Raw genomic sequence first — 22691 nt, forward strand, 5'->3', positions numbered from 1 at the left:
ACGTCAGGTCCCGGCACCCCATGTTTCGTTACCTCATCAGACGCCTGCTGGCAGCAGCCGTGATCATGCTGGTGATCACCACGATCACCTTCTTCATCTTCTTCGCGCTGCCGTCCAACCCCGCCCTCCTGGCCTGCGGAAAGACCTGCTCGCCCTCCCGTCTCGCGGAGATCAAACACTCGCTGGGCCTGGACCAGAGCTACCTGACGCAGTACTGGGAGTTCGTCAAGGGGCTGGTCGTGGGCCGTGACTACGGCGACCAGAGCGTCCGCATCCACTGCGGCGCGCCCTGCCTCGGCATCTCCTTCCAGACCGACACCCCCGTCCTGACCACCCTGCTCCAGGACTTCCCGGCGGACCTGTCCCTCGGACTCGGCGCCGCGGTGGCCTTCCTGGTCCTGGGCGTCGGCCTCGGCACCGCGGCAGCGGTCCGCAGGGGCCGGGCCGCCGACAAGGCGGCGGTGGGACTCGCCCTGTTCGGCGTGTCGGTGCAGATCTACTTCATCGGTCTGCTCCTGCTCTACCTCTTCGTCGACAAGTTCCAGATCCTGCCGACCTCCGGATACACGCCGATCACCCAGAACCCGGCCGCCTGGTTCCAGGGCCTGATCCTGCCGTGGACCACCCTGGTCATCGTCTACCTCGCGATGTACACCCGGCTCACCCGCTCCTCCATGCTGGAGGTCTTCGCCGAGGACTACATGCGCACCGCCCGCGCCAAGGGCCTGCCGGCCGCCACCGTCGTCCTCAAGCACGGACTGCGGGCCGCCATCACCCCGATCATCACCATCTTCGGCATGGACGTCGGCTCCCTGATCGGCGGCTCCGCGGTCATCACCGAGTCGGTGTTCGGCATCAACGGCATCGGCAAGCTCGCGGTCGACTCCGTCCAGAACTCCGACCTGCCCGTCATCCTCGGCACCACGCTCTTCGCCGCGACGTTCGTCGTCCTCGCCAACGTGGTCGTCGACCTGGTGTACGGGCTCGTCGACCCGCGCGTGCGCCTCGCCTGAGACCCTCTTTCGTCCTTAGGAACACCCGTGTCCGTTCAGACCTCACCGCAGCCCGCGGACGTCACACCCGCGCCCGCGCCCTTCCTCGACGTACGCGACCTGAGGGTGCACTTCCCGACCGAGGACGGCCTCGTCAAGTCCGTCGACGGCGTCTCCTTCACCCTGGAGAAGGGCAGGACCCTCGGCATCGTCGGCGAGTCCGGCTCCGGCAAGTCGGTGACCTCGCTGGCCCTGCTCGGACTGCACAAGGGCACCCGCGCCCGGGTCTCCGGCGAGATCTGGCTGGAGGGCAGGGAACTCGTCGCGCTGCCCGAGGCCCAGATGCGCGAACTGCGCGGCCGCACGGTCTCCATGATCTTCCAGGACCCGCTCTCCGCGCTGCACCCCTTCTTCACCGTCGGCTCCCAGATCGCCGAGGCCTACCGCGTGCACCACAAGGTCTCCAAGAAGGAGGCCAAGGACCGCGCGGTGGAGATGCTGAAGAGGGTCGGCATCCCGCAGCCCGAACGCCGGGTCAGGGACTACCCGCACCAGTTCTCCGGCGGCATGCGCCAGCGCGCCATGATCGCCATGTCCCTGGTCTGCGACCCCGCCCTGCTCATCGCCGACGAGCCCACCACCGCCCTGGACGTCACCGTCCAGGCGCAGATCCTGGACCTGATCCGCGATCTGCAGGAGGAGTTCGGCTCCGCCGTCGTCATCATCACGCACGACCTCGGCGTGGTCTCCGACGTCGCCGACGACATCCTGGTCATGTACGGCGGCCGCCGGATCGAGTACGGCACCACCCGCGAGGTCCTCAAGCAGCCCGAGCACCCCTACACCTGGGGCCTGTTGCAGTCGATGCCGCACCTCACCGGCGACGTCGGCGAACGGCTGAACCCGATCCCCGGCACCCCGCCGAGCCTGATCAACCTGCCGGACGGCTGCTCCTTCCACCCCCGCTGCGCCTACAAGGGCTGGGCCCCGGAGGGACGTTGCACCGTGGAACGGCCCGAGCTGCGCCTCGTCTCCGGCACCGGAGGGCACCTCGCCGCGTGCCATCTCACCGACGAGGCCAAGCAGGAGATCCGCGGCGGGACCGGCCCGGACGACCGCGGCGCCGACGCCGCACGGGCCGCGCAGTGACGGCGGCGGACGAAAGGGAGCATGACGTGAGCACCACCCAGCCCCTCACCGGGCAGACCACCGACCGCCCCACCGGGGAGAACCTCCTCGAAGTGCGCGGTCTGCAGAAGCACTTCCCCCTCCGGCAGGGCATCATCTTCCAGCGGCAGATCGGAGCCGTACGAGCCGTCGACGGCATCGACTTCTCGGTCGGGCCCGCCGAGTCGCTGGGCCTGGTCGGCGAGTCCGGCTGCGGCAAGTCCACCACCGGCCGTCTCATCACCCGGCTGCTGGAACCCACCGGTGGCTCCATCGTGTTCGACGGCGAGGACATCACCCACCGGCCCGCCGCGCGGATGCTTCAGGCTCGCCGCAACCTCCAGATGATCTTCCAGGACCCGTACTCCTCGCTGAACCCCCGGCACACCGTCGGCACCATCATCGAGACGCCGATGCGGCTCAACGGCATCAACCCGCCCCAGGGCCACAAGCGGCGCGCCCAGGAACTCCTGGAGACGGTGGGACTCAACCCCGAGCACTACAACCGCTACCCGAACGAGTTCTCCGGCGGGCAGCGCCAGCGCATCGGCATCGCCCGCGCCCTCGCCCTGCGGCCCAAGCTGATCGTGGCCGACGAACCCGTCTCAGCGCTGGACGTCTCCATCCAGGCGCAGGTCGTCAACCTGCTCCAGGACCTCCAGCGGGAGTTCGGCATCGCCTTCGTCTTCATCGCCCACGACCTCGCCGTCGTACGGCACTTCTCCGAACGCGTCGCCGTGATGTACCTCGGCAAGATCGTCGAGGTGGCCGATCGGGAGTCGCTCTACACCCGGCCACGGCACCCCTACACGCACGCGCTGCTGTCCGCCGTGCCCGAGGCCGACCCGGACGCCACGCAGCGCCGCGAGCGCATCAGGCTGGCCGGCGACGTGCCCTCGCCGATCGACCCGCCGTCCGGCTGCCGCTTCCGCACCCGCTGCTGGAAGGCCCAGGACAAGTGCGCCACCGAGGAACCGCGACTGGTCAGCGCCGAGGGCAGCCCCGCGGGCCATCTGACCGCCTGCCACTTCCCCGAGGAGCCGACCGTCGCGGCGCGCGAGGAGGACATCGTCCTCGATCCGGCGCTCGGCTAGGCGCGCGCTGCGTTCCTCAGCGCCCGGGCCGCCTGCCCCAGCACCGGGTCCCCGTGACCGAAGCAGGCCACGTCCGCGTCGAGCTCCGCCAGTCGCCCGCAGGCGGCGAGGATCTGGCCGCGATCGAGGTTGAACACACCGGGGATCACCGAGCCGTCCACCGGTGACGCCGCAACCGTGTCACCCGTGAACAGCACGCCGTGCTCCGGGAGATGGAGCGCGATGCTGCCCGGCGTGTGGCCCGGCACGTGGACGACGTGCGCGCCGCCGCCCACATCCAGCACGTCCCCGCCCGACACCGCGGTGACCGTCCCGGGCCGGACGTGGTCGCCCTCGGGCAGGTGCTCGAGCGCGGGCTCGTGCAGCTGCCGCTCCCAGTCCTCGAACACCGGCTCAGGGCCCGGGACTTCGCCCCGTACGACGGGCGCCTCCAGCCGATGCGCCAGCACCTCCCCACCGCTGAGCGCGGCGAACTCGCCCGCGCCGCCCGCGTGGTCCCAGTGGAAATGGGTGAGCACGATCCGCCGTACGTCCCGCGGATCACGGCCGAGCGCTGTCACGGCCTCGGCGATCGGGGCGCCGGAGCGGGGCGGCCCGGCGTCGATCAGCGTCAGCTCGCCGTGGCCGGCGCGGTCGTCGCCGTCGCGCCAGAGGTAGGCCTGGCCGACCGGGAAGCGCAGCAGGTGGAGACGGGGGAGGAGCTCTACGACGTCCATGGGACGACCGTAGAAAGGGCCCCCGTCCCCGGACGAGGGCCTCTGCCGAGGGCAGAGCGGTCAGCCCGCCGCGTAGTTGCGCAGGAACAGCGCCTCCGCCACCGACAGCCGCTCCAGCTCCTCGGGGGAGACGCTCTCGTTCACCGCGTGGATCTGGGCCTTTGGCTCGCTCAGCCCGATGAGCAGGATCTCCGCGTGCGGATAGAGGGCGGCGAGCGTGTTGCACAGCGGGATGGAGCCGCCCTGACCGGCGTACTGCATCTGCTGCCCCGGGTACGCCACCGCCATCGCGTCCGCCATGGCCTGGTACGCCGGGCTGGTGGTGTCGGCGCGGAAGGCCTGGCCCTGGCCGATCTGCTCGGTGCTCACCCGCGCACCCCACGGCGTGTGCGCCTCCAGGTGCGCCTGGAGCAGCTTGGTCGCCTCGGCCGCGTCCACGCCCGGCGGCACCCGCAGGCTGATCAGCGCCCTGGCACTCGCCTGCACGGACGGGGTGGCGCCGACGACGGGCGGGCAGTCGATGCCGAGGACCGTCACGGCCGGGCGCGCCCAGATGCGGTCGGCGACCGTCCCGGAGCCGATCAGCCCGACGCCGTCCAGCACCTTGGCGTCCTGCCGGAACCGCTCCTCGTCGTACTGGAGCCCCTCCCACGCCGAGTCCCCGGTCAGTCCGTCGACGGTCGTCGAGCCGTCCTCGGCGCGCAGCGAGTCCAGCACCCGGATCAGGGCGGCCAGCGCGTCGGGCGCGGCACCGCCGAACTGGCCCGAGTGCAGATTGCCGGCGAGCGTGTCGATCCGCACGCGGACGAGCGTCATACCGCGCAGGGTGGACGTGACGGTCGGCAGCCCCACACGGAAGTTGCCCGCGTCGCCGATGACGATCGTGTCGGCCTCCAGCAGGTCGGGGTGCGCCTCCGCGTACCGCTCCAGGCCGCCCGTGCCCTGCTCCTCAGAGCCCTCGGCGATCACCTTCACATGGACCGGGACGCCGCCGTTCGCCTTGAGCGCGCGCAGCGCCAGCAGGTGCATGACGACGCCGCCCTTGCAGTCGGCGGCCCCGCGCCCGTACCAGCGCCCGTCCCGCTCGGTCAGTTCGAACGGCGGGGTCGTCCAGCCGGCCTCGTCCAGCGGCGGCTGCACGTCGTAGTGGGCGTAGAGCAGGACGGTCTTCGCGCCCTCCGGGCCGGGCAGGTAGCCGTAGACGGACTGCGTGCCGTCGGGGGTGTCGAGCAGGGCCACGTCCTGGAAGCCCTCGGCGGCGAGCGCGTCCGCGACCCAGCGGGCGGCGCCCTCGCTCTCGCTCCTCGGGAACTGGTCGAAGTCCGCCACCGACCGGAAGGCCACCAGTTCGGTGAGCTCTTCCTTCGCCCTGGGCATCAGCGAGGCGACGGTCTCGGCGACCGGATTCGACGACATGGGCACGCTCCTTGTAGGTGCGACGTTGTAGCAGTGAGTGCCGTAGATCCTCCCACAGCGGCCTTCGGCGAGGTCCGCCGTAGGATGCGGGAGACAGCAGGGGCAGGCGGCTTGATCGGGAGCAGTAGACCATCGTGAGCAGCGAGAACTCTTCGGCGGACGACGTGCGACAGGTGTGGGACGTCGTCGTGGTGGGCGCGGGACCCGCGGGCGCTTCGGCCGCGTACGCGGCGGCGGTCGCCGGCAGACGCGTGCTGTTGCTGGAGAAGGCGGAGCTGCCGCGGTACAAGACGTGCGGCGGCGGCATCATCGGCCCCTCGCGCGACGCCCTCCCGCCCGGCTTCGAGCTGCCGCTCAGGGACCGTGTGCACGCGGTGACGTTCTCGCACAACGGCCGCTTCACGCGCACCCGCCGGTCCAAGCAGATGCTGTTCGGGCTGATCAACCGGCCCGAGTTCGACCAGCAGCTCGTCGAGCACGCGCAGAAGGCGGGCGCCGAGCTGCGTACGGGTGTCACGGTCCAGCGGGTCGAGCAGCACGGCTCGGCGGTGCCCGACCGGCGCACGGTCGCCGTGATCCTCCAGGGTGGCGAGGTCCTGCTCGCGCGGGCCGTGGTCGGCGCGGACGGCAGCGCCAGCCGCATAGGGGCGCATGTCGGGGTCAAGGTCGACCAGGTGGATCTCGGCCTGGAGGTGGAGATCCCGGTGCCGGAGACCGTGGCCGAGGACTGGCAGGGGCGGGTGCTCATCGACTGGGGTCCCATGCCCGGCAGTTACGGCTGGGTCTTCCCCAAGGGCGACACCCTGACGGTCGGGGTGATCTCCGCGCGGGGCGAAGGCGCCGCGACCAAGCGGTACTTGGAGGAGTTCGTCGGGCGGCTGGGCCTCGCCGGCTTCGAACCGAGCATCTCCTCCGGGCACTTGACCCGCTGCCGGGCCGACGACTCGCCGCTCTCGCGCGGGCGGGTGCTGGTGTGCGGGGACGCGGCGGGGCTGCTGGAGCCGTGGACCCGGGAGGGCATCTCCTTCGCGCTGCGGTCCGGGCGGCTCGCGGGGGAGTGGGCGGTACGGATCGCCGAGGCGCACGACGCCGTGGACACGCGCCGGCAGGCCCTCAACTACGCGTTCGCGGTCAAGGCCGGGCTCGGTGTGGAGATGAGCGTCGGCAAGCGGCTGCTGGCCGTGTTCGAGCGCCGCCCCGGCCTGTTCCACGCCGCGGTGACGAGCTTCCGCCCGGCCTGGAGGGCGTTCAAGGAGATCACGCAGGGATCGACGTCGCTGGGCGAGATCGTCCGCACGTATCCGGTGGCCCAGAGGGCCCTGACCGCGCTGGACCGCCGTCCCGCCGCGACGGGCGACGAGGTCAGCCCGTCACAGTGATCTCGAAGACCGGGTGGTCGGGGGCGATCCGGCGCAGCTGGTCGTCCGGGGAGTCGGGACCGACGCCGTTGAAGAAGACCCCGACCTCCGCCTTCCAGCGCTTGAGGTAGGCGCGCAGGATCGGGGTCTTGTCGTCGTCGGCCACCTCGGCGGCGGTGAAGGCGTCCACGCGCTTGCCGAGGTGCAGTTCGCCGCCGCCCGCCGCGCGCATGTTGTGCGTCCACTGGACGTGGCCGCGGGGTGCGACCAGGTACTGCCGGCCGTCCAGGGTCAGCAGGTTGACCGGCGTGGTGCGCCACTGGCCGCTCTTGCGGCCGCGGACGGCGAGGACGCGGGAGCCCCAGACGCTGATGCCGCGGCGGGTCAGCCAGCTGACGAGCCGGTTGAAGACGTTGACGGTGAACCAGCCGGGCTTGCGGACGTGCGTGGACATGGGGTCCCCCCTGTTGGGTGTGGAGCGGTGCTCTCTTTTGTGAGCACTGCTCTCGCTCGGTGGTGCCAGTCTGCCCCAGGCCGACACCCCAAAGCAAGAGCACTGCTCTCATTTATGTTCACCGATCTCGTTCATGGGCACCGCTCACGTTTGTGTGCACTGCTCTGCTTTCATGGCACACTGCCCCGCATGAGCACCGCACACGGCGCCCGTGCCCGGGCCAGGATCGAAGTCACCGCGGCCATCAAGGACGAGGCCCGCAGACAGCTCGCGGCCGAGGGCGCCACCAGGCTCTCGCTGCGGGCCGTCGCCCGCGAGCTCGGCATGGTCTCCTCCGCGCTGTACCGCTACTTCCCCAGTCGTGACGACCTGCTGACCGCCCTCATCATCGACGCCTACGACTCCCTCGGCGAGGCCGCCGAGGCCGCCCACGACGCGGCCGCAGGCTCCGGCCCCCTGCAACGCTGGATCAGCGTGTGCGAGGCGGTGCGGCGCTGGGCGCTCGGCCATCCGCACGAGTACGCCCTCATCTACGGATCACCCGTCCCGGGCTACACCGCCCCCGACACCACCGTCCCGGCCGCCGCCCGCGTCGGTCTCCTGCTCATCGGCATCGTGCGCGACGCGTACCGCGGCCTCGGCCTGGCCCGGCCCTCGCTCCCGGCGGACCTGCGCCCGGAGGCCGAGCGGATGGCCGCCGACCTCGCGCCGGACCTCCCGCCCGAAGTGGTGACGGTGCTCGTCGCGGCCTGGGCCCAGCTGTACGGGCTGGTCGGGTTCGAACTGTTCGGGCAGTTCAACCGGGTGGTGGAGAACCGGGAGGCGTTCTTCCGGCACGCGGTGGGGCAACTCGCCCATGGGGTGGGGCTGGTGTATCCGCAGAACGGGCCTGCCGCCGAGAACCCGGTGTCCTGACGGACGCCCTACTTCCCGGACGTCGTACTTCCTCGGGAGTACGCGTGATCACCACGCCCGGGTGACGCCGCCGTGGGCCGGCGGCGTCTAGCGTGGCCGGTATGGACGAGCAGCGGGTGCGGGGCGGTCCGCCTCAGTGGTGGAGGCACGGGCCTCCCTGGTGGGACCGGTGGGGGGAGGGGGAGCGTGCGCCCCGGTGGCCCTGGCGGTCCACCGTCGCCGTCACGGTCTTCGTCCTGGTCGGCTCGAACTTCGCCGCTCATGGCCAGGAGGGCGAGCGGGCGGCCCTGGACCCCTTCGCGCGGGTGCTGCTGGTGGTGGCCGGGGCGCTGCTGCTGTGGCGCAGGCGGTATCCGGTGGCCGTGGTCTTCGGTACAGCGGGTGCCGTCATGCTCTACCTGGGGGCCGGGTATCCGTACGGGCCGGTGCTCTTCACCGTCGCGCTGGCGTGCTTCAGCGCGATCGTCGCCGGGCATCGCCGGGCGGCGTGGGCGGCGATGGGCACGCTCTGGGCCGGGCACGTCCTGGTGGCGCACTGGCTCTACCAGTGGTTGCCGCCGTCGGGGGACTCCGCCGTCTCCTGGGGCGAGGAGTTGGTGGTCGCCACCTGGGTGGTGGCGATCGCGGCGGTGTCGGAGCTGTTCCGGGTCCGGCGCGAGCAGTGGATCCGCGAGCGGACCGAGCGTGCCGAGGCCGCGCGGCGGCGGGCCGACGAGGAGCGGTTGCGGATCGCGCAGGAGCTGCACGACGTGCTCGCCCACAGCATCTCCGTGATCAATGTGCAGGCGGGGGTCGGCCTCGCGCTCCTCGACTCCGATCCCGAACAGGCCCGTACGGCGCTCACCACGATCAAGGCCCAGAGCAAGGAGGCGCTCGGCGAGGTGCGCCAGGTGCTCGACACACTGCGCGCGCCGGGTGACGCGCCGCGCGCCCCCGCGCCCGGGCTGGACCGGCTGCCCGAGCTGGTGGAGCAGGCGGCGAGCGCGGGTCTCACGGTGGACGTCGAGGGGGAGCTGCCCCGGCTCGCGCCCGGCACGGACCTCGCCGCCTTCCGGATCGTCCAGGAGGCCCTGACCAACGTCGTGCGGCACTCGGGCTCGCGGCACGCACGCGTGCACCTCGCGCACGACGCGGACGTGCTGCGGCTGCGCGTCGACGACGACGGGCCCGCGACCGGCGCGGAAGCGGGCGGCAGCGGCAACGGGCTGGCCGGTATGCGCGAGCGGGCCGCCGCGCTGGGTGGCACCATCGAGGCGGGACCGCGCCCGGACGGCGGTTTCCGGGTGCTCGCCGTACTGCCGCTGACGGCTTCCGCCGGCAAGTGAGCAGGAGACGGGCCGCAGAACCGCCTGCCGGAGACGAACCACAGAACCATCTGAGGAGGACCGGTGATCCGCGTACTGCTCGCCGACGACCAGTCACTGGTCCGGGCCGGGTTCCGGGCGCTGCTGGACGCGCAGCCCGACATCGAGGTGGCCGCGGAGGCCGCCGACGGGGAGGAGGCCGTGCGCGGGATCCGCGAACTGCGGCCCGACGTCGTCCTGATGGACATCCGCATGCCCGCGCTCGACGGCCTGGCCGCGACCCGCCGGGTCACCGAGGACCCGGACCTGAAGGACGTCAAGGTGGTCATGCTCACCACCTTCGAACTCGACGAGTACGTCTTCGAGGCGATCCGCTCGGGTGCCTCCGGCTTCCTGGTCAAGGACACCGAGCCGGACGAGCTCCTGCGCGCCGTACGGGCGGTGGTCGCGGGCGACGCGCTGCTCTCGCCGGGGGTGACGCGCCGCCTGATCGGCGAGTTCGCGGCCCGCTCCAAGGAGCCCGCGGCGGCCGACGCGCTGGCCGGGCTCACCGAGCGGGAACGGGAGGTGATGGCCCTGGTCGGCATCGGCCTGTCCAACGAGGAGATCGCCCGCCGCCTGGTCGTCAGCCCGCTCACCGCGAAGACCCACGTCAGCCGCACGATGGTGAAGCTTGGCGCCCGCGACCGGGCCCAACTGGTCGTGCTCGCCTACGAGTCCGGGCTGGTACGGCCGGGCTGGCTGGGCTGATCCGCCGAGCGGAACCGGACCAGCACACTGACGACCCGGGCGACGAACAGGACGGGAGTGAGCACCAGTCCGGTGTGCAGCAGCAGACTCTCCGGCGTGTCCGGGAGGTCGAAGAGCAGCGCGGGACCGGCCACGGCCCCGAAGACGACCGCCGCCGCGAAGGCCGCACTGCACAGCGCGTACCCGATCTCGACGGTCATCGCATCGCGTTCGGCCTGAGTGCGCCGTCCCCCGTGACTGGTCATACGGCGAGTCAAACAGCAGTGTGCCCGGCGGGCAAGGTGTCCCGCCGGGCACACTCGGAGGCGTTCCCCCTAGTCGCGCACGGCGACGCGCTCCGCCTCCTTCGGGGTGGCCTTGTCCTGCGGGGTGGACTTGGCGACCACGACGGACGGCTGTTCCCGCCGGGTCTTCAGGCCCGTGAGGGTGATCAGCAGGCCGGCGAGGGCGATGAGCGTCACGACCAGCAGTCCGGGCCGGTAGCTGTCGAGGACCGCCTGCGGGGAGGGATCGCCGCCCTCGGGGGAGTTCGCGGTCACCACCGCCGTCACCACGGCGAGGAAGATCGCGCCGCCCACCTGGACCGAGGTGTTGAGCAGGCCGGAGACCATGCCCTGCTCGTGCTCGTCGACGCCGTTGGTGGCCTGGACGTTGAGGGACGGGAAGGTCAGCGCGAAGCCGGAGCCGACCAGCAGCATCGTGGGCAGGATCACCGCCGCGTAGACCGGGTCGAGGTCGATGCGCAGGAACAGCACGTAGCCGGTCACCATCAGGGCGAAGCCCAGCACCATCAGCCGGGCCGTGCCGAACCGGTCGATGACGGCGCCCACCTTCGTCGCGGACAGGGCCACCAGCGCGCCCGCCGGCAGGAAGGCCAGGGCCGTGTGCAGCGCCGACCAGCCGAGCAGCTGCTGCATGTAAAGGGTCACCAGGAACTGGAAGCCGATGTAGCTGCCGACGAACGTCAACGCGCCCAGCTGGGCCCGCACTTGCGGCCCAGAACGCAGCACGCCGAGCCGGATCAGCGGGCTCGGGCTGCGCCGCTCGACGGCGACGAAGGCGGCCAGCAGGACGGCGACGGCGGCGAAGGACAGGATGGTCCGGGCCGATCCCCAGCCCACCTCGGGAGCCTCGACGACGGTGAAGACGAGCAGCAGCATCGAGGCGGTGCCGAGGACGGCGCCGGGGATGTCGTAGCCGCCCTTGCCGCGCTCGCGCTCGGTGCGCGGCAGCAGCTTCAGGCCCACGAGCAGGGCGATCAGCGCGATGGGAGCGGGCAGGAGCATCGTGAGCCGCCAGCTGGCCTCCGTGAGCAGGCCGGAGAAGACCAGGCCCATCGAGTAGCCCGTGGCGCCGCAGGTGGTGTAGATAGCCAGGGCGCGGTTGCGCAACGGGCCTTCGGGGAACGTCGTGGTGATGATCGACAGGCCGGCGGGGGCCGTGAAGGCCGCGCTCAGGCCCTTGACGAAGCGGCTGGCGATGAGCAGCGGTCCGGAGTCGACGAGACCGCCGAGCAGCGAGGCCAGTGCGAAGACGCCCAGCGCCACCAGGAAGACCTGGCGCCGGCCCAGCAGGTCGGCGGCGCGTCCGCCGAGGAGCAGCAGGCCCCCGTAGCCCAGGATGTAGCCGCTGACGATCCATTGCAGGGCCGAGGTCGACAGGCCGAGGTCGGCACCGATGGAGGGCAGCGCCACGCCGACCATGGACACGTCCAGGGCGTCCAGGAACATCGCGGCGCAGAGCACCAGCAGGGTGCCCCACAGCCGGGGAGTCCACCGTCCTTCGGACGTGGGAGAGGTGAGCGGAGAGGTCATGCCCGAGAGATTACATGCGTATGCATGAGATGCAAGCGCATTTAATTCAGGTGCAACAATCCCGGTTCTCTGTTACGGTGCGGCGCATGGCGGCGAAGCAGGCCGAGCAGGCGCTCGTGGAACAGTGGCGCGACATTCTGGCGCTGCATGCGCGCACACAGTGTGAACTCGACCGGGTTCTGCACGAACACGGCCTGTGCGCCAGCGACTTCGAGGTGCTCGACGTCCTCGCCGGATGCCGGGCGGCGAAGGGCACTCCCTCCTACCGCGTCCAGGAGATCTCCGAGCGGGTCCATCTCAGTCAGAGCGCGCTCTCGCGGCTGATCGCCCGGCTGGAGAAGGAAGGGCTCGTCGAGCGCTGCATGTGTCCCGAGGACCGGCGGGGCGTCCGCGTCGCTCTCACGGCGAAGGGGCGCTCGCTGCACGGTGAGCTGCTGCCCGTGCAGCGTGCGGTGCTGGCGCGGATGCTGGCGGACGGCTAGGGCCTCCCGAGCGACAGGCCCCGGCCCGGTCAGATCCCTGAGGTCTCCCGCCACAGCTCGGCGAGCGCCTGGTCGCCCGTGACCGACGGCAGAGGAGCCCGGTTCCACAGTGCCAGGTACAACTGCTCGGCCGGGCCGGACAGTTCGCACTCGGCGTCCCCGGACGCGCCCGGCGTGGTCACCGGCGGCTCGGGTGACAGCCGTACGGTCCACACCGCGCCGGTGTCGTCGGTGCGCACGTGCAGGACGCGCGGCTCGGGGGTGCGGACCCGGCTCCTGGCGCGGGCGTGGAAGCCGCGCAGCAGTTCGTCGATGCCGTCGGTCGCGAAGTCCGGGGTGACGGCGGTGACGCCGGTCCCGCGTGCGGACTCCGCGTCGACCCGGTGCACCGCCGTCTCGTGTGCCTGCCGCCGGGTCCAGAAGGCCAGCGCGGACGGCGCGGGCAGGAAGGACCAGCACTCCACATCCGGTGCGGCGGCGGCCAGCGTGCCGACGAGGCGGCGGTGGCTGTCGCGGTACCAGGCCACGAGCTCCGCGCCGTCTAGGTCCGGGGCGTCACCCAGTGGACGGCGCTCGGTGTACCGCTCGGTGACGTACGACGCGGCCCAGCGGTGCACCGCACCCGTGTGCCGCAGCAGATCGCGCACGTGCCACTCCGGGCACGTCGGCACCTTCGCGTCGGTCCCGGCCTCCTCGGCGGCCGCGGCCAGCAACCGGCCCTCTGTCTCCAGCGCTCGAAGGAACTCGGCGGTCTCCATGGCGCGAGTCTGCCGTATGGAGCGCACTCCAGGCCCCGGAATTTTCGCCGGGGCGCTACGGCAGCGGTGTGCCGCCCGTGGCGTTGACGATCTCGGCGGTGATGTACGACGCCTCCTGGGAGGCGAGGAAGACGTACGCCGGTGCCATCTCGGCGGGCTGTGCGGGCCGCCCGATGGGTGCCTGCTTGCCGAACTTCTGGGTGTCCGGCATCGTCGCCGGGATGAGCGGCGTCCACACCGGGCCGGGCGCCACGGCGTTGACGCGGATGCCCTTGTCGATCAGCATCTGCGCCAGCCCCTGCGTGAAGGTGACGATCGCGCCCTTGGTCGTCGCGTAGTCCAGCAGATGCGGACTGGGCTTGTAGGCCTGCACGGACGTGGAGTTGATGATGCTGCCGCCCTCCGGGATGTGCGGCAGGGCCAGCTTGCACAGCCAGAACATGCCGTACAGGTTGGTGCGCAGCACCCGGTCGAACTGCTCGGTGGAGATCGCCTCGATGCCCTCGGGCTGCGACATCTGGTACGCCGCGTTGTTCACCAGGACGTCGATCCTGCCGAACTCCGCGACGGCACGGTCGATCAGCGCCCGGCAGTTCTCCTCCTCCCGTACGTCGCAGGAGACGGGCACGGCACGCCGCCCGGCCTCCTCGACCAGGCGGGCGGTCTCGGCGGCGTCGTCCTTCTCGTCGTCCAGGTGGGTGAAGAGCACGTCGGCTCCCTCCCGGGCGAACGCCAGGGCGACCGCGCGGCCGATCCCGGAGTCCCCGCCGGTGATCAGGGCCTTGCGGTCGGCCAGCCGGCCGCTGCCCCGGTAGGACTCCTCACCGTGGTCCGGGGGCGGGTCCATGGGCCCGGTCCAGCCCGGGTGCGGCTGGTCCTGGGAGGGAAACTCCGGGGTGGGGTGCTGCTCGCCGGGGTGCTGTTGATCGGTCACGGGTCTGCCTCCTTGTCCATGGCGTACGGCCCGGTGATCACAACGGGCGAGGCCCCGGGTACCCCGATGCCGGGGTACGGATCACCTGGCTGTGGAAAGGTGGCGATGCCGTCGAGCCGGATCAGCGTGCTGCGGCGCGACGCGTCGCGAAACCGATGGCCGCTGCCACGGCGGCGAGGATCGCCACGCTGGTGAGCGCGGCCGGGAGGGAGAACCAGTCCGCCATGAACCCGATGGCGGGCGGCCCCATCAGCATGCCGCCGTAACCCAGTGTGGAGGCCGTGGCGACTCCGCTGGGGCCGGCGAGCGCGCCCGCGCGTTCCACGGCCACGGGGAAGAGGTTCGCGAGGCCGATGCCCGTGACCGCGTATCCCAGCAGGGCCGCCCACAGGGCGGGGGCGAGCGAGCCGAGCAGCATCCCGGCCGCCGCTGTTGCGCCACCCGCCACGACGGTCCGGGTCTGCCCCAGACGCTCCAGGAGCGTGGTGCCGGTCAGACGGCCCACCGTCATGGCGAGCGCGAAGCAGGAGTAGCCGAGGGCCGCGGCACCCGGCGAGGCGTCCAGGTCCTCTTCGAGGTGCAGGGCGCCCCAGTCGGCGAGTGCCCCCTCGCCGTACGCGGTGCAGCCGGCGATGAGACCGAAGACGAGCACCAGTCCCCGGGTGCGGCCGTCCAGGCGGCGCGGGGCGTCCTTTGCCGGCCGTTCCCGTTCCGTCGGCACCGGTGGCTCGTGCCGGAGCAGTGTGGGGGCCGCCACGGCGGTCACGAGCAGTCCGACGACGGTGAGCAGCAGCAGGTGCCGGGTGGGGGAGAGGGAACCCGCGACCAGGGCGCCCAGCCCCGCCCCGAGCATGCCGCCCAGGCTGAACGCGGCGTGGAAGCTCGGCATGATCGGCCGCCGCATCGCGGCCACGAGGTCCACGGCGGCGCTGTTGAAGGCGACGTTGATCCCGCCGTACGCGGCGCCGAAGACCAGCAGGACGAGGCCGAGCGCGAGGGCCGAGTGGGTCAGCGGGGGCAGGGCGACGCTGAGGGAGAGCAGGACGGCGCAGACGACCGTGACCCGGTGGTTGCCGTAGCGGCGGCACAGGCGGCCGGTGAGGATCATGGTGACGACGGCTCCGGCGGAGACGCCCAGGAGAGCGAGGCCCAGGGCGCTGGCGGAGGCGTCGGTCTGTTCCTTGATGGCGGGGATGCGGACCACCCAGCCGGCGAAGACGAAGCCGTCGAGGGCGAAGAAGACGGTGATCGCTGTGCGGAGTCCGGTGAGGGAGTTGCCGTTGCCCGGCACGGCACTGTGCGTTCGGGATTTGTTTATTTGCGGCACAAACTCAGGCTAGGTGGGTGCGGGCGCCACGACAAGGTGCGACGCTGGGACGAGAGTCATTCGCCGAGGGAACTCGGGAGCGTACATGGGACGTGACGTGCCGGCCCTGGTGTTCACGCGGGAGGACCGCCGTCGGTACCGGGCCAAGATGCACACCGACCTCGAAGTGCTGGCGCGGATGCTGCGCGAGTCCAGCTTCGAGAGCGAGCGGCCCCGGGTCGGGCTGGAGATCGAGCTCAACCTGGTGGACGACCACGGGCTGCCCGCGATGCGCAACACCGACGTGCTCCAGGCGATCGCCGACCCCGCCTGGTCGAGCGAGCTGGGCCGCTTCAACCTGGAGATCGACATCCCGCCGAGGGAGCTGACGACCGGCGGCCCCGGCGCCTGGGAGCAGACGATCCGGGACGCCCTGAACCACGCCGAGGACCGCGCCGCGGCCGTCGGCGCGCACCTGATCATGGTCGGCATCCTGCCCACCCTGGACGAGGCGGACGTCAGCGAGGCCGCCCTCTCCGGTGACCCGCGGTACCGGCTGCTCAACGAGCAGATCTTCGCGGCGCGGGGCGAGGACCTGCGGATCAGGGTCGACGGCGTGGAGCGCCTGTCGACGTACGCCGACACCATCACTCCCGAGGCCGCCTGCACCAGTACCCAGTTCCATCTCCAGGTCGCCCCCAAGCAGTTCGCGGACTACTGGAACGCGGCCCAGGCCATCGCGGGCGTGCAGATCGCCCTCGCGGCGAACTCGCCCTTCCTGTTCGGCAAGGAGCTGTGGCGCGAGACCCGCATCCCCCTGTTCGAGCAGGCCACCGACACCCGCCCCGAGGAGATCAAGGCCCAGGGCGTACGGCCACGGGTGTGGTTCGGGGAGCGCTGGATCACCAGCGTCTTCGATCTCTTCGAGGAGAACGTGCGCTACTTCCCGGCCCTGCTGCCGCTGTGCGAGGACGAGGACCCGCAGCAGGTGCTCGATCGCGGCGGCGCTCCGCAACTGGGCGAACTGACCCTGCACAACGGCACGATCTACCGCTGGAACCGCCCCGTCTACGCCGTCACCGAGAGCGGGCCGCATCTGCGCATCGAGAACCGGGTGCTGCCCGCCGGTCCCACCGTGGCCGACATCATCGCCAACGGCGCCTTCTACTACGGCCTCACCCGGGCCCTCGTCGACGAGGACCGGCCGGTGTGGACGCGCATGTCCTTCGCGGTCGCCGAGGAGAACATGCACACCGCGGCCCGCGACGGCATCGACGCCCGCCTGTACTGGCCCGGCGTGGGTGAAGTGCCGGTCACGGAACTGGTGTTGCGGCGTCTGCTGCCGCTGGCCCACCGGGGTCTGGAGCTGGCCGGCATGGACGCGGCCTGGCGCGAACCCCTGCTGGGCATCGTGGAGCAGCGCTGTGTCACCGCCCGCAACGGCGCCCTGTGGCAGGCGGAGACGGTCCATCATCTGGAGAAGGCCGGCGTCTCCGACCGGCGTGCGGCGCTGCGGCAGATGACCAGGACGTACATGGACTACATGCACATGAACGCACCCGCGCACACCTGGCCCGTGGACTGACCGCCGTGACATCGCCGGGTCACGCGGGGCTGGGGGCGGCCTGGCCTCCCCATTCCTCGGCGGCCGTCAGCGGGACGGCAGCGGGCGGCCGCGCCGAGGTCGTCAGCTCGATCCGCCGCCCCTCGGCCGACGAACGCAGCAACGCGGTCATCGTCTCCAGCACGTGCAGGGCGAGTTCGCCGTTCGCGCGCGGTGCCCGCTGCCCGTCGGCGGCGATGAAGTCGAGCAGCCCGACTCCGCGTGTCCCGTCGACGTAGCCCGCGGACGGCGGAAGCGTGCGCCACCGGGTGTCGCCGAGTCCGAAGAGCCGTACGTCGCCGTCGAAGCGGTTCGGATCCGGGACGGCGAGGGTCCCCGCCTCGCCGTGCACCTCGATCGGGGACGCCGTGGTGGCCACCCCGTCGAAGCTCGTCGTGATCGTCGTCAGCGTCCCGCCCACGTGCTCCAGCACACCGGAGACATGGCTGTCCACCTCCACCGGTATCCGCTCGCCCGTGCGCGGACCGGAACCGATGACCCGCTCGGCGCGCAGCCGGCTGGACGCCCCCGTCACGGCCCGCACCGGACCCAGCAGATGGATCAGGGACGCGAGGTAGTACGGCCCCATGTCCAGCAGGGGGCCGCCGCCCTCGGCGTAGTAGAAGTCGGGGTGCGGGTGCCAGCGTTCGTGGCCCGGTGTGACCATCACGGCCGAGGCGAACAGGGGGCGTCCGATGCGCCCCGCCGCCACGGCCGCCCGCGCCGTCTGGACCCCGGTGCCCAGCACGGTGTCCGGCGCGCACCCCACGCCGACACCCGCCCGAGCGGCGGCCGCCATGACGGCGTGGGCGTCGGCGAGCGTGGCGGCGAGCGGCTTCTCCCCGTAGACGTTCTTGCCGTGGCCGATGGCCCCGAGGGCGATCGCGGCGTGCGCCCCGGGGGTGGTGAGGTTCAGCACCGTGTCCACGTCCGGGCTGCTCAGCAGCTCCTCCACGGCCAGCGCCCGGACGCCGGGCAGTTCGGCGGCGACCGCTGCCGACCGGGCGGCGTCGAGGTCGGCGACCGCGGTCACCCGCACGGCGGAACGGCCGACGAGCGTGTCCAGGTACGCGCGGGAGATGACGCCGAGCCCTACGACGCCGATGCGGTGCGCGTCGCCCACAGCATGCCCCTCTCGATGATGGTGCGGACGTTGGGGTTCTCCAGCACGTCGACGCTGTGCCCCGGTGTCGTCACCACGATCCGCCCGGCGCCCCACCGGCGGGTCCAGACCGCCGGTGAGGTGACCGGCCGGTGCCAGGGCTCCCACGGCCGGGTGGGGTGCTTGGTGGTGGCCAGGACGTCGACGAGGTCGTCGTGGAGCACCCAGTACTGCTCGGTGTCCAGCTCGAAGTCCTCGATGCCCGCGGTGACGGGGTGCTCGCGGCCGGCCTCGGTGAGGGTGATGGTGTGCGGCAGGAAGTTGTCCTCCGGCCCGCCCCGGCGTTCGCACGGCTCCTTGCCCGGGTGCGTGGCGAACTGCCCTCCGACCAGGTGGAGATAGTCGGAGGAGGCGCGGAACGAGTCGGCGATGCCGCCGTGCCAGCCGGTGAACCCGGTACCGGCGACGACCGCGGAGCTCAGTCCCGCGAGCTGCTCGCGCGTGATCTCCGACATCGTCACGCACTGCACGATCAGGTCGGTGCCGGCCATCTCGGCCGCGTCGGCGTAGACGTCGGTCGACTCCTCGACCCGGACGGCGTATCCGTTGCTCCGCAGGAAGGGCAGGAACAGTTCCGTCGCCTCGACCGGCTGGTGCCCCTCCCAGCCGCCCCGGACCACCAGTGCTCTCTTCTGCGTCATCGTGATCTCACTATGCGGCGGGCGCCCGCGCTCACGAAAGGGGGCCGGGCGTCACGAAAATTTCGCTGTCGAGGCTCGGGCGCCGACCGTCCAACAGGCCGCGGTGAAGCGGACTTCCGAGCCGTGCACGAAGGGATCGAAGGCGGCACGGACCGTCTCGACGACCCGGGCGCGGGTCTTCTCGTCCACCTCGGGCAGGTACATGCCGAGCGCACCGAGCCGGGTGAAGTAGCGGACCAGTTCCTTCTCGGGCAGGGTGCAGACCACGTCGACCGGCCGGATGTCGATCGCGGCCCAGCCGCTCTCCGTCAGGATGCGCCGGACCTTGTCCGGGTCCGCGAAGGCGAACTGTCCCGGCTCGTCCGGCCTGGGGACGGGCAGCTCCGGGAGCAGGGGTGCCGCGGCGCGCTGGGCCGTCGTCATGAACGGGTTCTCGGACGGATCGCGCCAGACGACGAACCGGAGCGCGGCCTCGTCCCGGGCGGCGCGCCGGAGGTTGGCGAAGGCCCGTACGGAATCGCGGAAGAACATGACGCCGAACCGCGAGATGACGGCGTCGAAGGTGCCGGGATCGAAGGCGTGGTCCTGCGCGTCGTCGCAGATGAAGGACGCCGGTACGGCCTCCTGTTCGGCGTACTCCCGGGCGGTGGAGATCATCGGTTCCGAGATGTCGATGCCGACACAGCGGCCGGCCGGGCCGAGGCGTCGCGCGACGGCCAGCGTGATGCCGCCCGTGCCGCAGCCCACCTCGAGTACCTGCCTCGCCTGTTCGGCCGCGACGGCATCGACGAGGAGCTCCTCGAAGGGCCGGAACATCTCGTCCAGCACCCCCTTCAGATCACCCCAGGCGTGACCGGCGCGCCCCTTCCAGCGTGCTGCCTGCTCGTCGCCGGCCCTGCGCGCAGCGTCCATGAGTCTCTCCTTCTGGTTGCCTTCGGCGTACCGGGATGACAGCGTTCTACTTCAAGTCGACTTGAGGTCAAGGCAATGACAGAGCTGGACATCGCCGAAGTGGCGCACCGTGCCGGGGTTCCGGCCTCCACACTGCGCTATTACGAGGAGAAGGGGCTGATCTCCTCGACGGGCCGGCGGGGCCTGCGCCGGCAGTACGACCCCGGCGTACTGGAGCGGCTGGCGCTGATAGCGCTGGGGCGAACGGCCGGGTTCTCGCTCGACGAGATCGCGCACATGTTCGCGCCGGACGGACGGCCGCGGATCGACCGGCAGAGGCTGGCGGCCAAGGCGGACGAACTCGACCAGAGGATCCGTGAACTGGGTGTCCTGCGTGACTCCCTGCGGCATGCCGCCGCGTGCCCGGCGCCGAGCCACCTGGAGTGCCCCACGTTCCGCCGTCTTCTCGACGCCGCGGCGTCCGGAGCTGTCGCGCCGCCGAGGAAACGGGCTCCGAAACCACCGTGAAACCCCTGGCGCAGACCATGCGTATTTCAAGAATCATCCTGAATCTCATGAGAATTCTCTTGAACAGGGTTCGTACGGCATAACCGGCCGACGCGGTGCCGAAGACTGTTCTCCATGGCTACGACAGTGCTCGCCGCAACACCCCCTTCCGGTACCGGACGTCGCCCTCCCTGGAGATCCCCTGAGGGTGAACCCGGTTATGCACGCCCAGCGCTGATCGTCGTCACCGTGCTCGCCGCCGTGCTCTACGCATGGGGGATCAACCACAGCGAGTACCACACCTTCTACGCGAACGCCGTCCGCAGCATGACCGAGAGCTGGAAGGCCTTTTTCTACGGCTCATTCGACCCCGGAAACTCCATCACGCTCGACAAATTGCCGGGATTCCTGTGGCCCCAGGCGCTCTCGGCCCGGATCTTCGGGTTCCACCCGTGGGCACTGACCCTGCCCCAGGTCCTCGAGGGCGTGGCGAGCGTGCTGGTGCTGTATCGGGCGGTGCGCCGCTGGGCCGGTGTCAACGCGGCACTGGTCGCCGCCACGGCGTTCCTGCTGACGCCGGTGGCCGTGGGGCTCTTCCGCACCGCGGTCGAGGACCCCGCCTTCACCCTCTGCATGCTGCTGGCGGCCGACGCCACCCAACGCGCCGCCCAGAGCGGCCGGCTGCGCCCGCTGCTGCTCGCCGGTGTGTGGGTGGGCCTCGGCTTCCAGGCCAAGATGCTGGAGGCGTGGGCGGTGCTGCCCGCGCTCGCCCTGGTCCACCTCCTGTCGGCGCCGCTCCCGCTGCGCAGGCGGCTGGTGCACCTCGGCGTGTCCACCCTGGTCATGACCGCCGTCTCGGCGTCCTGGATCCTCGCGGTCACCCTGACCCCGGCCCAGGACCGGCCCTATGTGGACGGCACCACCGACAACTCCGCGGTCAGCATGGTGGTCGGCTACAACTTCCTGAACCGGTTCTCCTCGCTCGGCATCAGCGCGGCCTCCACGGGCAGCGTGAGCGCGACGCAAGGAGGGGGAGCCGGAGGGGCGGGCAGCGGCGGCGGCCGGTACGGCGGCAGCGGAGACCGTGAGGACCACGGCGGCAGGTCCGACGTCCCGAAGGCATGGGCCGGAGCGCAGCGGGCCGGTGAGGGTGGCGGTCGCGGCGGATGGGGCGGTGGCCAGGACGGCTGGTCGAAGATGTTCGGCGCGTCGCTCGCCTCGCAGACCGGCTGGCTCTACCCGATCGCCGCCGTCGCCGTCGTGTGCGGACTGCTCTGGCGCCGGGGCACACCGCGCACCGACCGGATCCGCTCCGGATTCGTCCTGTGGGGCACCTGGCTGGCCACGTACTTCCTTGTCTTCAGCGCGGGCAGCGTCGGCGGCCACACGTACTACATGGGCATCGTCGCGGTACCGCTCGCCGCGCTCACCGGTGCTGGGATCGCACTGCTGTGGGGCGCCTACCGGGCAGGCGGCCGCCGTGCCTGGGTGCTGCCCGGCGCGGTGGCCGCCACGGCGGCGTGGAGTGCGTATCTCGCCGCCGCGTTCCCGTCGTTCCTGCCGTGGCTGGCGCCCGCGGTGGGTGTGCTCGGTCTCGCCGCCCTCGTCCTGTTGGCGCGGGCCCGTCCCGGACGCGCTCCGACCGTGGGGCGGCTCGCCCTCGCCGGGCTCGCGGCGTCCCTCGCGGCGGTCCTGATCGCGCCGAGCGCGTGGGCCGTGCAGGTCTTCAACCCCGCCTACGGCAGCACCGGTATGGGCTCGGTCGGTCCCTCCGGCAGGAGCGGCGGGCAGGGCCTGGTGCGGTCGGCGGCGGTGCGGACGGGCCGACTGCCCTGGGGCGGCGGGACGGGGCGCGGCTATCAGGCGACGTTCGGCAACAGGGCGACCGCCGACCACCAGGCCACCCGTGGGGGCACGGACGGCTTCGGCGGCATGCCCGGCACGGGTGGCACGCGTGGCACCGGCGGGTTCGGCGGGTTCGGCGGGTTCGGCCTGAACGGCCGACTCACCGCGTCCCAGCGCGAGTTGCTCGACTACACCACCGCGCGCCAGGACTCGGCCGCATACGTCTTCGCCACCACCAGCTGGAGCACCGCCTCCCCGTACATCCTCGCCACCGGCGCTCACGTCCTGCCGCTCGGCGGCTTCAGCGGCAGCGTGCCCTTCCCGACCGAGGCGGGGTTCCGGCACCTGGTCGACGCCGGCAAGCTCCGGTTCGTACTGCTGGGCGGCGGCCGAGGCACGCGCGCCGTGTTCGGCGGTGGCAAGGGGACGACGGACGCCGACCGGATCACCGACTGGGTCCAGTCCGCCTGCACGCGCGTGCCGGCCTCCGCCTACGGCGGCACGGACTCCGCCACGGCCCCGACGCTGTACCGCTGCGCCCCCGGCGACTGACAGGGCCGAATCGAAAAGGCGGCGTCGCCA

At 71.7% G+C, this 22691-nt stretch carries 22 protein-coding genes; 11 read left to right on the forward strand and 11 right to left on the reverse strand.

The annotated features are described in order from the left end of the window. Positions 1–20: 20 nt before the first annotated feature. The 3 genes from GTY47_RS05815 to GTY47_RS05825 are packed head-to-tail and all read left to right on the forward strand — an operon-like array spanning position 21 to position 3253. Positions 21–1013: an ABC transporter permease gene (locus GTY47_RS05815; protein ID WP_010037602.1), complete on the forward strand. Its 993-nt coding sequence runs from the start codon at positions 21–23 to the stop codon at positions 1011–1013. A 27-nt stretch (positions 1014–1040) separates the two neighbouring features. After that, the gene (locus GTY47_RS05820) at positions 1041–2141 is read left to right on the forward strand and encodes an ABC transporter ATP-binding protein (RefSeq protein WP_010037604.1); all 1101 of its coding nucleotides are present in this window, start codon (positions 1041–1043) and stop codon (positions 2139–2141) included. A gap of 26 nt (positions 2142–2167) precedes the next feature. Continuing rightward, a complete protein-coding gene (locus tag GTY47_RS05825) occupies positions 2168–3253 on the forward strand; it encodes a dipeptide ABC transporter ATP-binding protein (protein WP_010037607.1) in 1086 nt (361 codons plus the stop codon). On the opposite strand, the gene GTY47_RS05830 is transcribed toward GTY47_RS05825, so the two are convergent. Together GTY47_RS05830 and GTY47_RS05835 are read right to left on the reverse strand one after the other, a co-directional pair. Then, positions 3250–3969, reverse strand: a complete 720-nt coding sequence (locus GTY47_RS05830; RefSeq protein WP_010037610.1) for an MBL fold metallo-hydrolase — start codon at positions 3967–3969, stop codon at positions 3250–3252. The two genes, GTY47_RS05825 and GTY47_RS05830, sit on opposite strands and share 4 nt — an antisense overlap. 60 nt (positions 3970–4029) lie before the next feature. Continuing rightward, entirely contained in the window at positions 4030–5385 is a 1356-nt protein-coding gene (locus GTY47_RS05835; RefSeq protein WP_010037618.1) for a dipeptidase, read from the reverse strand. A 134-nt stretch (positions 5386–5519) separates the two neighbouring features. Here GTY47_RS05835 and GTY47_RS05840 point away from each other — a divergent pair, with 134 nt between their 5' ends. Then, positions 5520–6764, forward strand: coding sequence for a geranylgeranyl reductase family protein (locus tag GTY47_RS05840; RefSeq protein WP_010037621.1), 1245 nt, complete (start codon positions 5520–5522; stop codon positions 6762–6764). Here GTY47_RS05840 and GTY47_RS05845 read toward each other — a convergent pair. Then, on the reverse strand, positions 6748–7197 hold the full coding sequence (locus GTY47_RS05845) for a nitroreductase family deazaflavin-dependent oxidoreductase (protein WP_010037626.1): 450 nt from the start codon (positions 7195–7197) through the stop codon (positions 6748–6750). The two genes, GTY47_RS05840 and GTY47_RS05845, sit on opposite strands and share 17 nt — an antisense overlap. Positions 7198–7386: 189 nt before the next feature. On the opposite strand from GTY47_RS05845, the gene GTY47_RS05850 reads away from it, so the two are divergent. From GTY47_RS05850 to GTY47_RS05860, 3 genes are all read left to right on the forward strand, one after another. Continuing rightward, positions 7387–8112, forward strand: coding sequence for a TetR/AcrR family transcriptional regulator (locus GTY47_RS05850; RefSeq protein WP_010037628.1), 726 nt, complete (start codon positions 7387–7389; stop codon positions 8110–8112). Positions 8113–8213: 101 nt separating this feature from the next. Further along, the gene (locus GTY47_RS05855) at positions 8214–9437 is read left to right on the forward strand and encodes a sensor histidine kinase (RefSeq protein ID WP_010037631.1); all 1224 of its coding nucleotides are present in this window, start codon (positions 8214–8216) and stop codon (positions 9435–9437) included. A gap of 63 nt (positions 9438–9500) precedes the next feature. Then, on the forward strand, positions 9501–10166 hold the full coding sequence (locus GTY47_RS05860) for a response regulator transcription factor (RefSeq protein WP_010037633.1): 666 nt from the start codon (positions 9501–9503) through the stop codon (positions 10164–10166). Here the strand turns inward: GTY47_RS05860 and GTY47_RS05865 are convergent. Both GTY47_RS05865 and GTY47_RS05870 read right to left on the reverse strand, forming a co-directional pair. Continuing rightward, on the reverse strand, positions 10127–10411 hold the full coding sequence (locus GTY47_RS05865; protein WP_029181009.1) for a DUF6332 family protein: 285 nt from the start codon (positions 10409–10411) through the stop codon (positions 10127–10129). The genes GTY47_RS05860 and GTY47_RS05865 overlap by 40 nt on opposite strands. A gap of 69 nt (positions 10412–10480) precedes the next feature. Beyond that, positions 10481–11980: an MFS transporter gene (locus GTY47_RS05870; protein WP_010037639.1), complete on the reverse strand. Its 1500-nt coding sequence runs from the start codon at positions 11978–11980 to the stop codon at positions 10481–10483. A gap of 86 nt (positions 11981–12066) precedes the next feature. On the opposite strand from GTY47_RS05870, the gene GTY47_RS05875 reads away from it, so the two are divergent. Next, positions 12067–12462, forward strand: a complete 396-nt coding sequence (locus GTY47_RS05875; protein WP_010037642.1) for a MarR family transcriptional regulator — start codon at positions 12067–12069, stop codon at positions 12460–12462. Positions 12463–12491: 29 nt separating this feature from the next. Here the strand turns inward: GTY47_RS05875 and GTY47_RS05880 are convergent, their stop codons facing one another. The 3 genes from GTY47_RS05880 to GTY47_RS05890 form a co-directional block, all read right to left on the reverse strand. Then, the gene (locus GTY47_RS05880; protein WP_010037643.1) at positions 12492–13220 is read right to left on the reverse strand and encodes a maleylpyruvate isomerase family mycothiol-dependent enzyme; all 729 of its coding nucleotides are present in this window, start codon (positions 13218–13220) and stop codon (positions 12492–12494) included. A gap of 55 nt (positions 13221–13275) precedes the next feature. Beyond that, positions 13276–14154, reverse strand: coding sequence for an SDR family oxidoreductase (locus GTY47_RS05885; RefSeq protein WP_010037644.1), 879 nt, complete (start codon positions 14152–14154; stop codon positions 13276–13278). A 121-nt stretch (positions 14155–14275) separates the two neighbouring features. Beyond that, entirely contained in the window at positions 14276–15445 is a 1170-nt protein-coding gene (locus tag GTY47_RS05890; protein WP_010037645.1) for an MFS transporter, read from the reverse strand. A gap of 121 nt (positions 15446–15566) precedes the next feature. On the opposite strand from GTY47_RS05890, the gene GTY47_RS05895 reads away from it, so the two are divergent. Continuing rightward, complete coding sequence (locus tag GTY47_RS05895; protein ID WP_010037647.1) at positions 15567–17045, forward strand: hypothetical protein; 1479 nt, start codon at positions 15567–15569, stop codon at positions 17043–17045. A 19-nt stretch (positions 17046–17064) separates the two neighbouring features. Here GTY47_RS05895 and GTY47_RS05900 read toward each other — a convergent pair whose 3' ends face one another. From GTY47_RS05900 to GTY47_RS05910, 3 genes are read right to left on the reverse strand one after another with little or no spacing between them, the layout of a single operon-like run. Beyond that, positions 17065–18186, reverse strand: a complete 1122-nt coding sequence (locus GTY47_RS05900; RefSeq protein WP_010037649.1) for a Gfo/Idh/MocA family oxidoreductase — start codon at positions 18184–18186, stop codon at positions 17065–17067. Next, the gene (locus tag GTY47_RS05905; RefSeq protein WP_010037650.1) at positions 18156–18866 is read right to left on the reverse strand and encodes a ThuA domain-containing protein; all 711 of its coding nucleotides are present in this window, start codon (positions 18864–18866) and stop codon (positions 18156–18158) included. Before GTY47_RS05905 ends, GTY47_RS05900 begins: the two co-directional genes overlap by 31 nt. Before the next feature lie 51 nt (positions 18867–18917). Further along, positions 18918–19778, reverse strand: a complete 861-nt coding sequence (locus tag GTY47_RS05910; protein WP_010037652.1) for a class I SAM-dependent methyltransferase — start codon at positions 19776–19778, stop codon at positions 18918–18920. A 75-nt stretch (positions 19779–19853) separates the two neighbouring features. On the opposite strand from GTY47_RS05910, the gene GTY47_RS05915 reads away from it, so the two are divergent. Beyond that, positions 19854–20285, forward strand: coding sequence for a helix-turn-helix domain-containing protein (locus GTY47_RS05915; protein ID WP_010037654.1), 432 nt, complete (start codon positions 19854–19856; stop codon positions 20283–20285). Between the two features lie 228 nt (positions 20286–20513). Then, complete coding sequence (locus GTY47_RS05920) at positions 20514–22661, forward strand: glycosyltransferase family 39 protein (RefSeq protein ID WP_010037656.1); 2148 nt, start codon at positions 20514–20516, stop codon at positions 22659–22661. Positions 22662–22691: the final 30 nt, after the last annotated feature.

This window comes from Streptomyces sp. SID5464 (assembly GCF_009862985.1).
In the GTDB taxonomy this organism is placed as follows: domain Bacteria; phylum Actinomycetota; class Actinomycetes; order Streptomycetales; family Streptomycetaceae; genus Streptomyces; species Streptomyces chartreusis_D.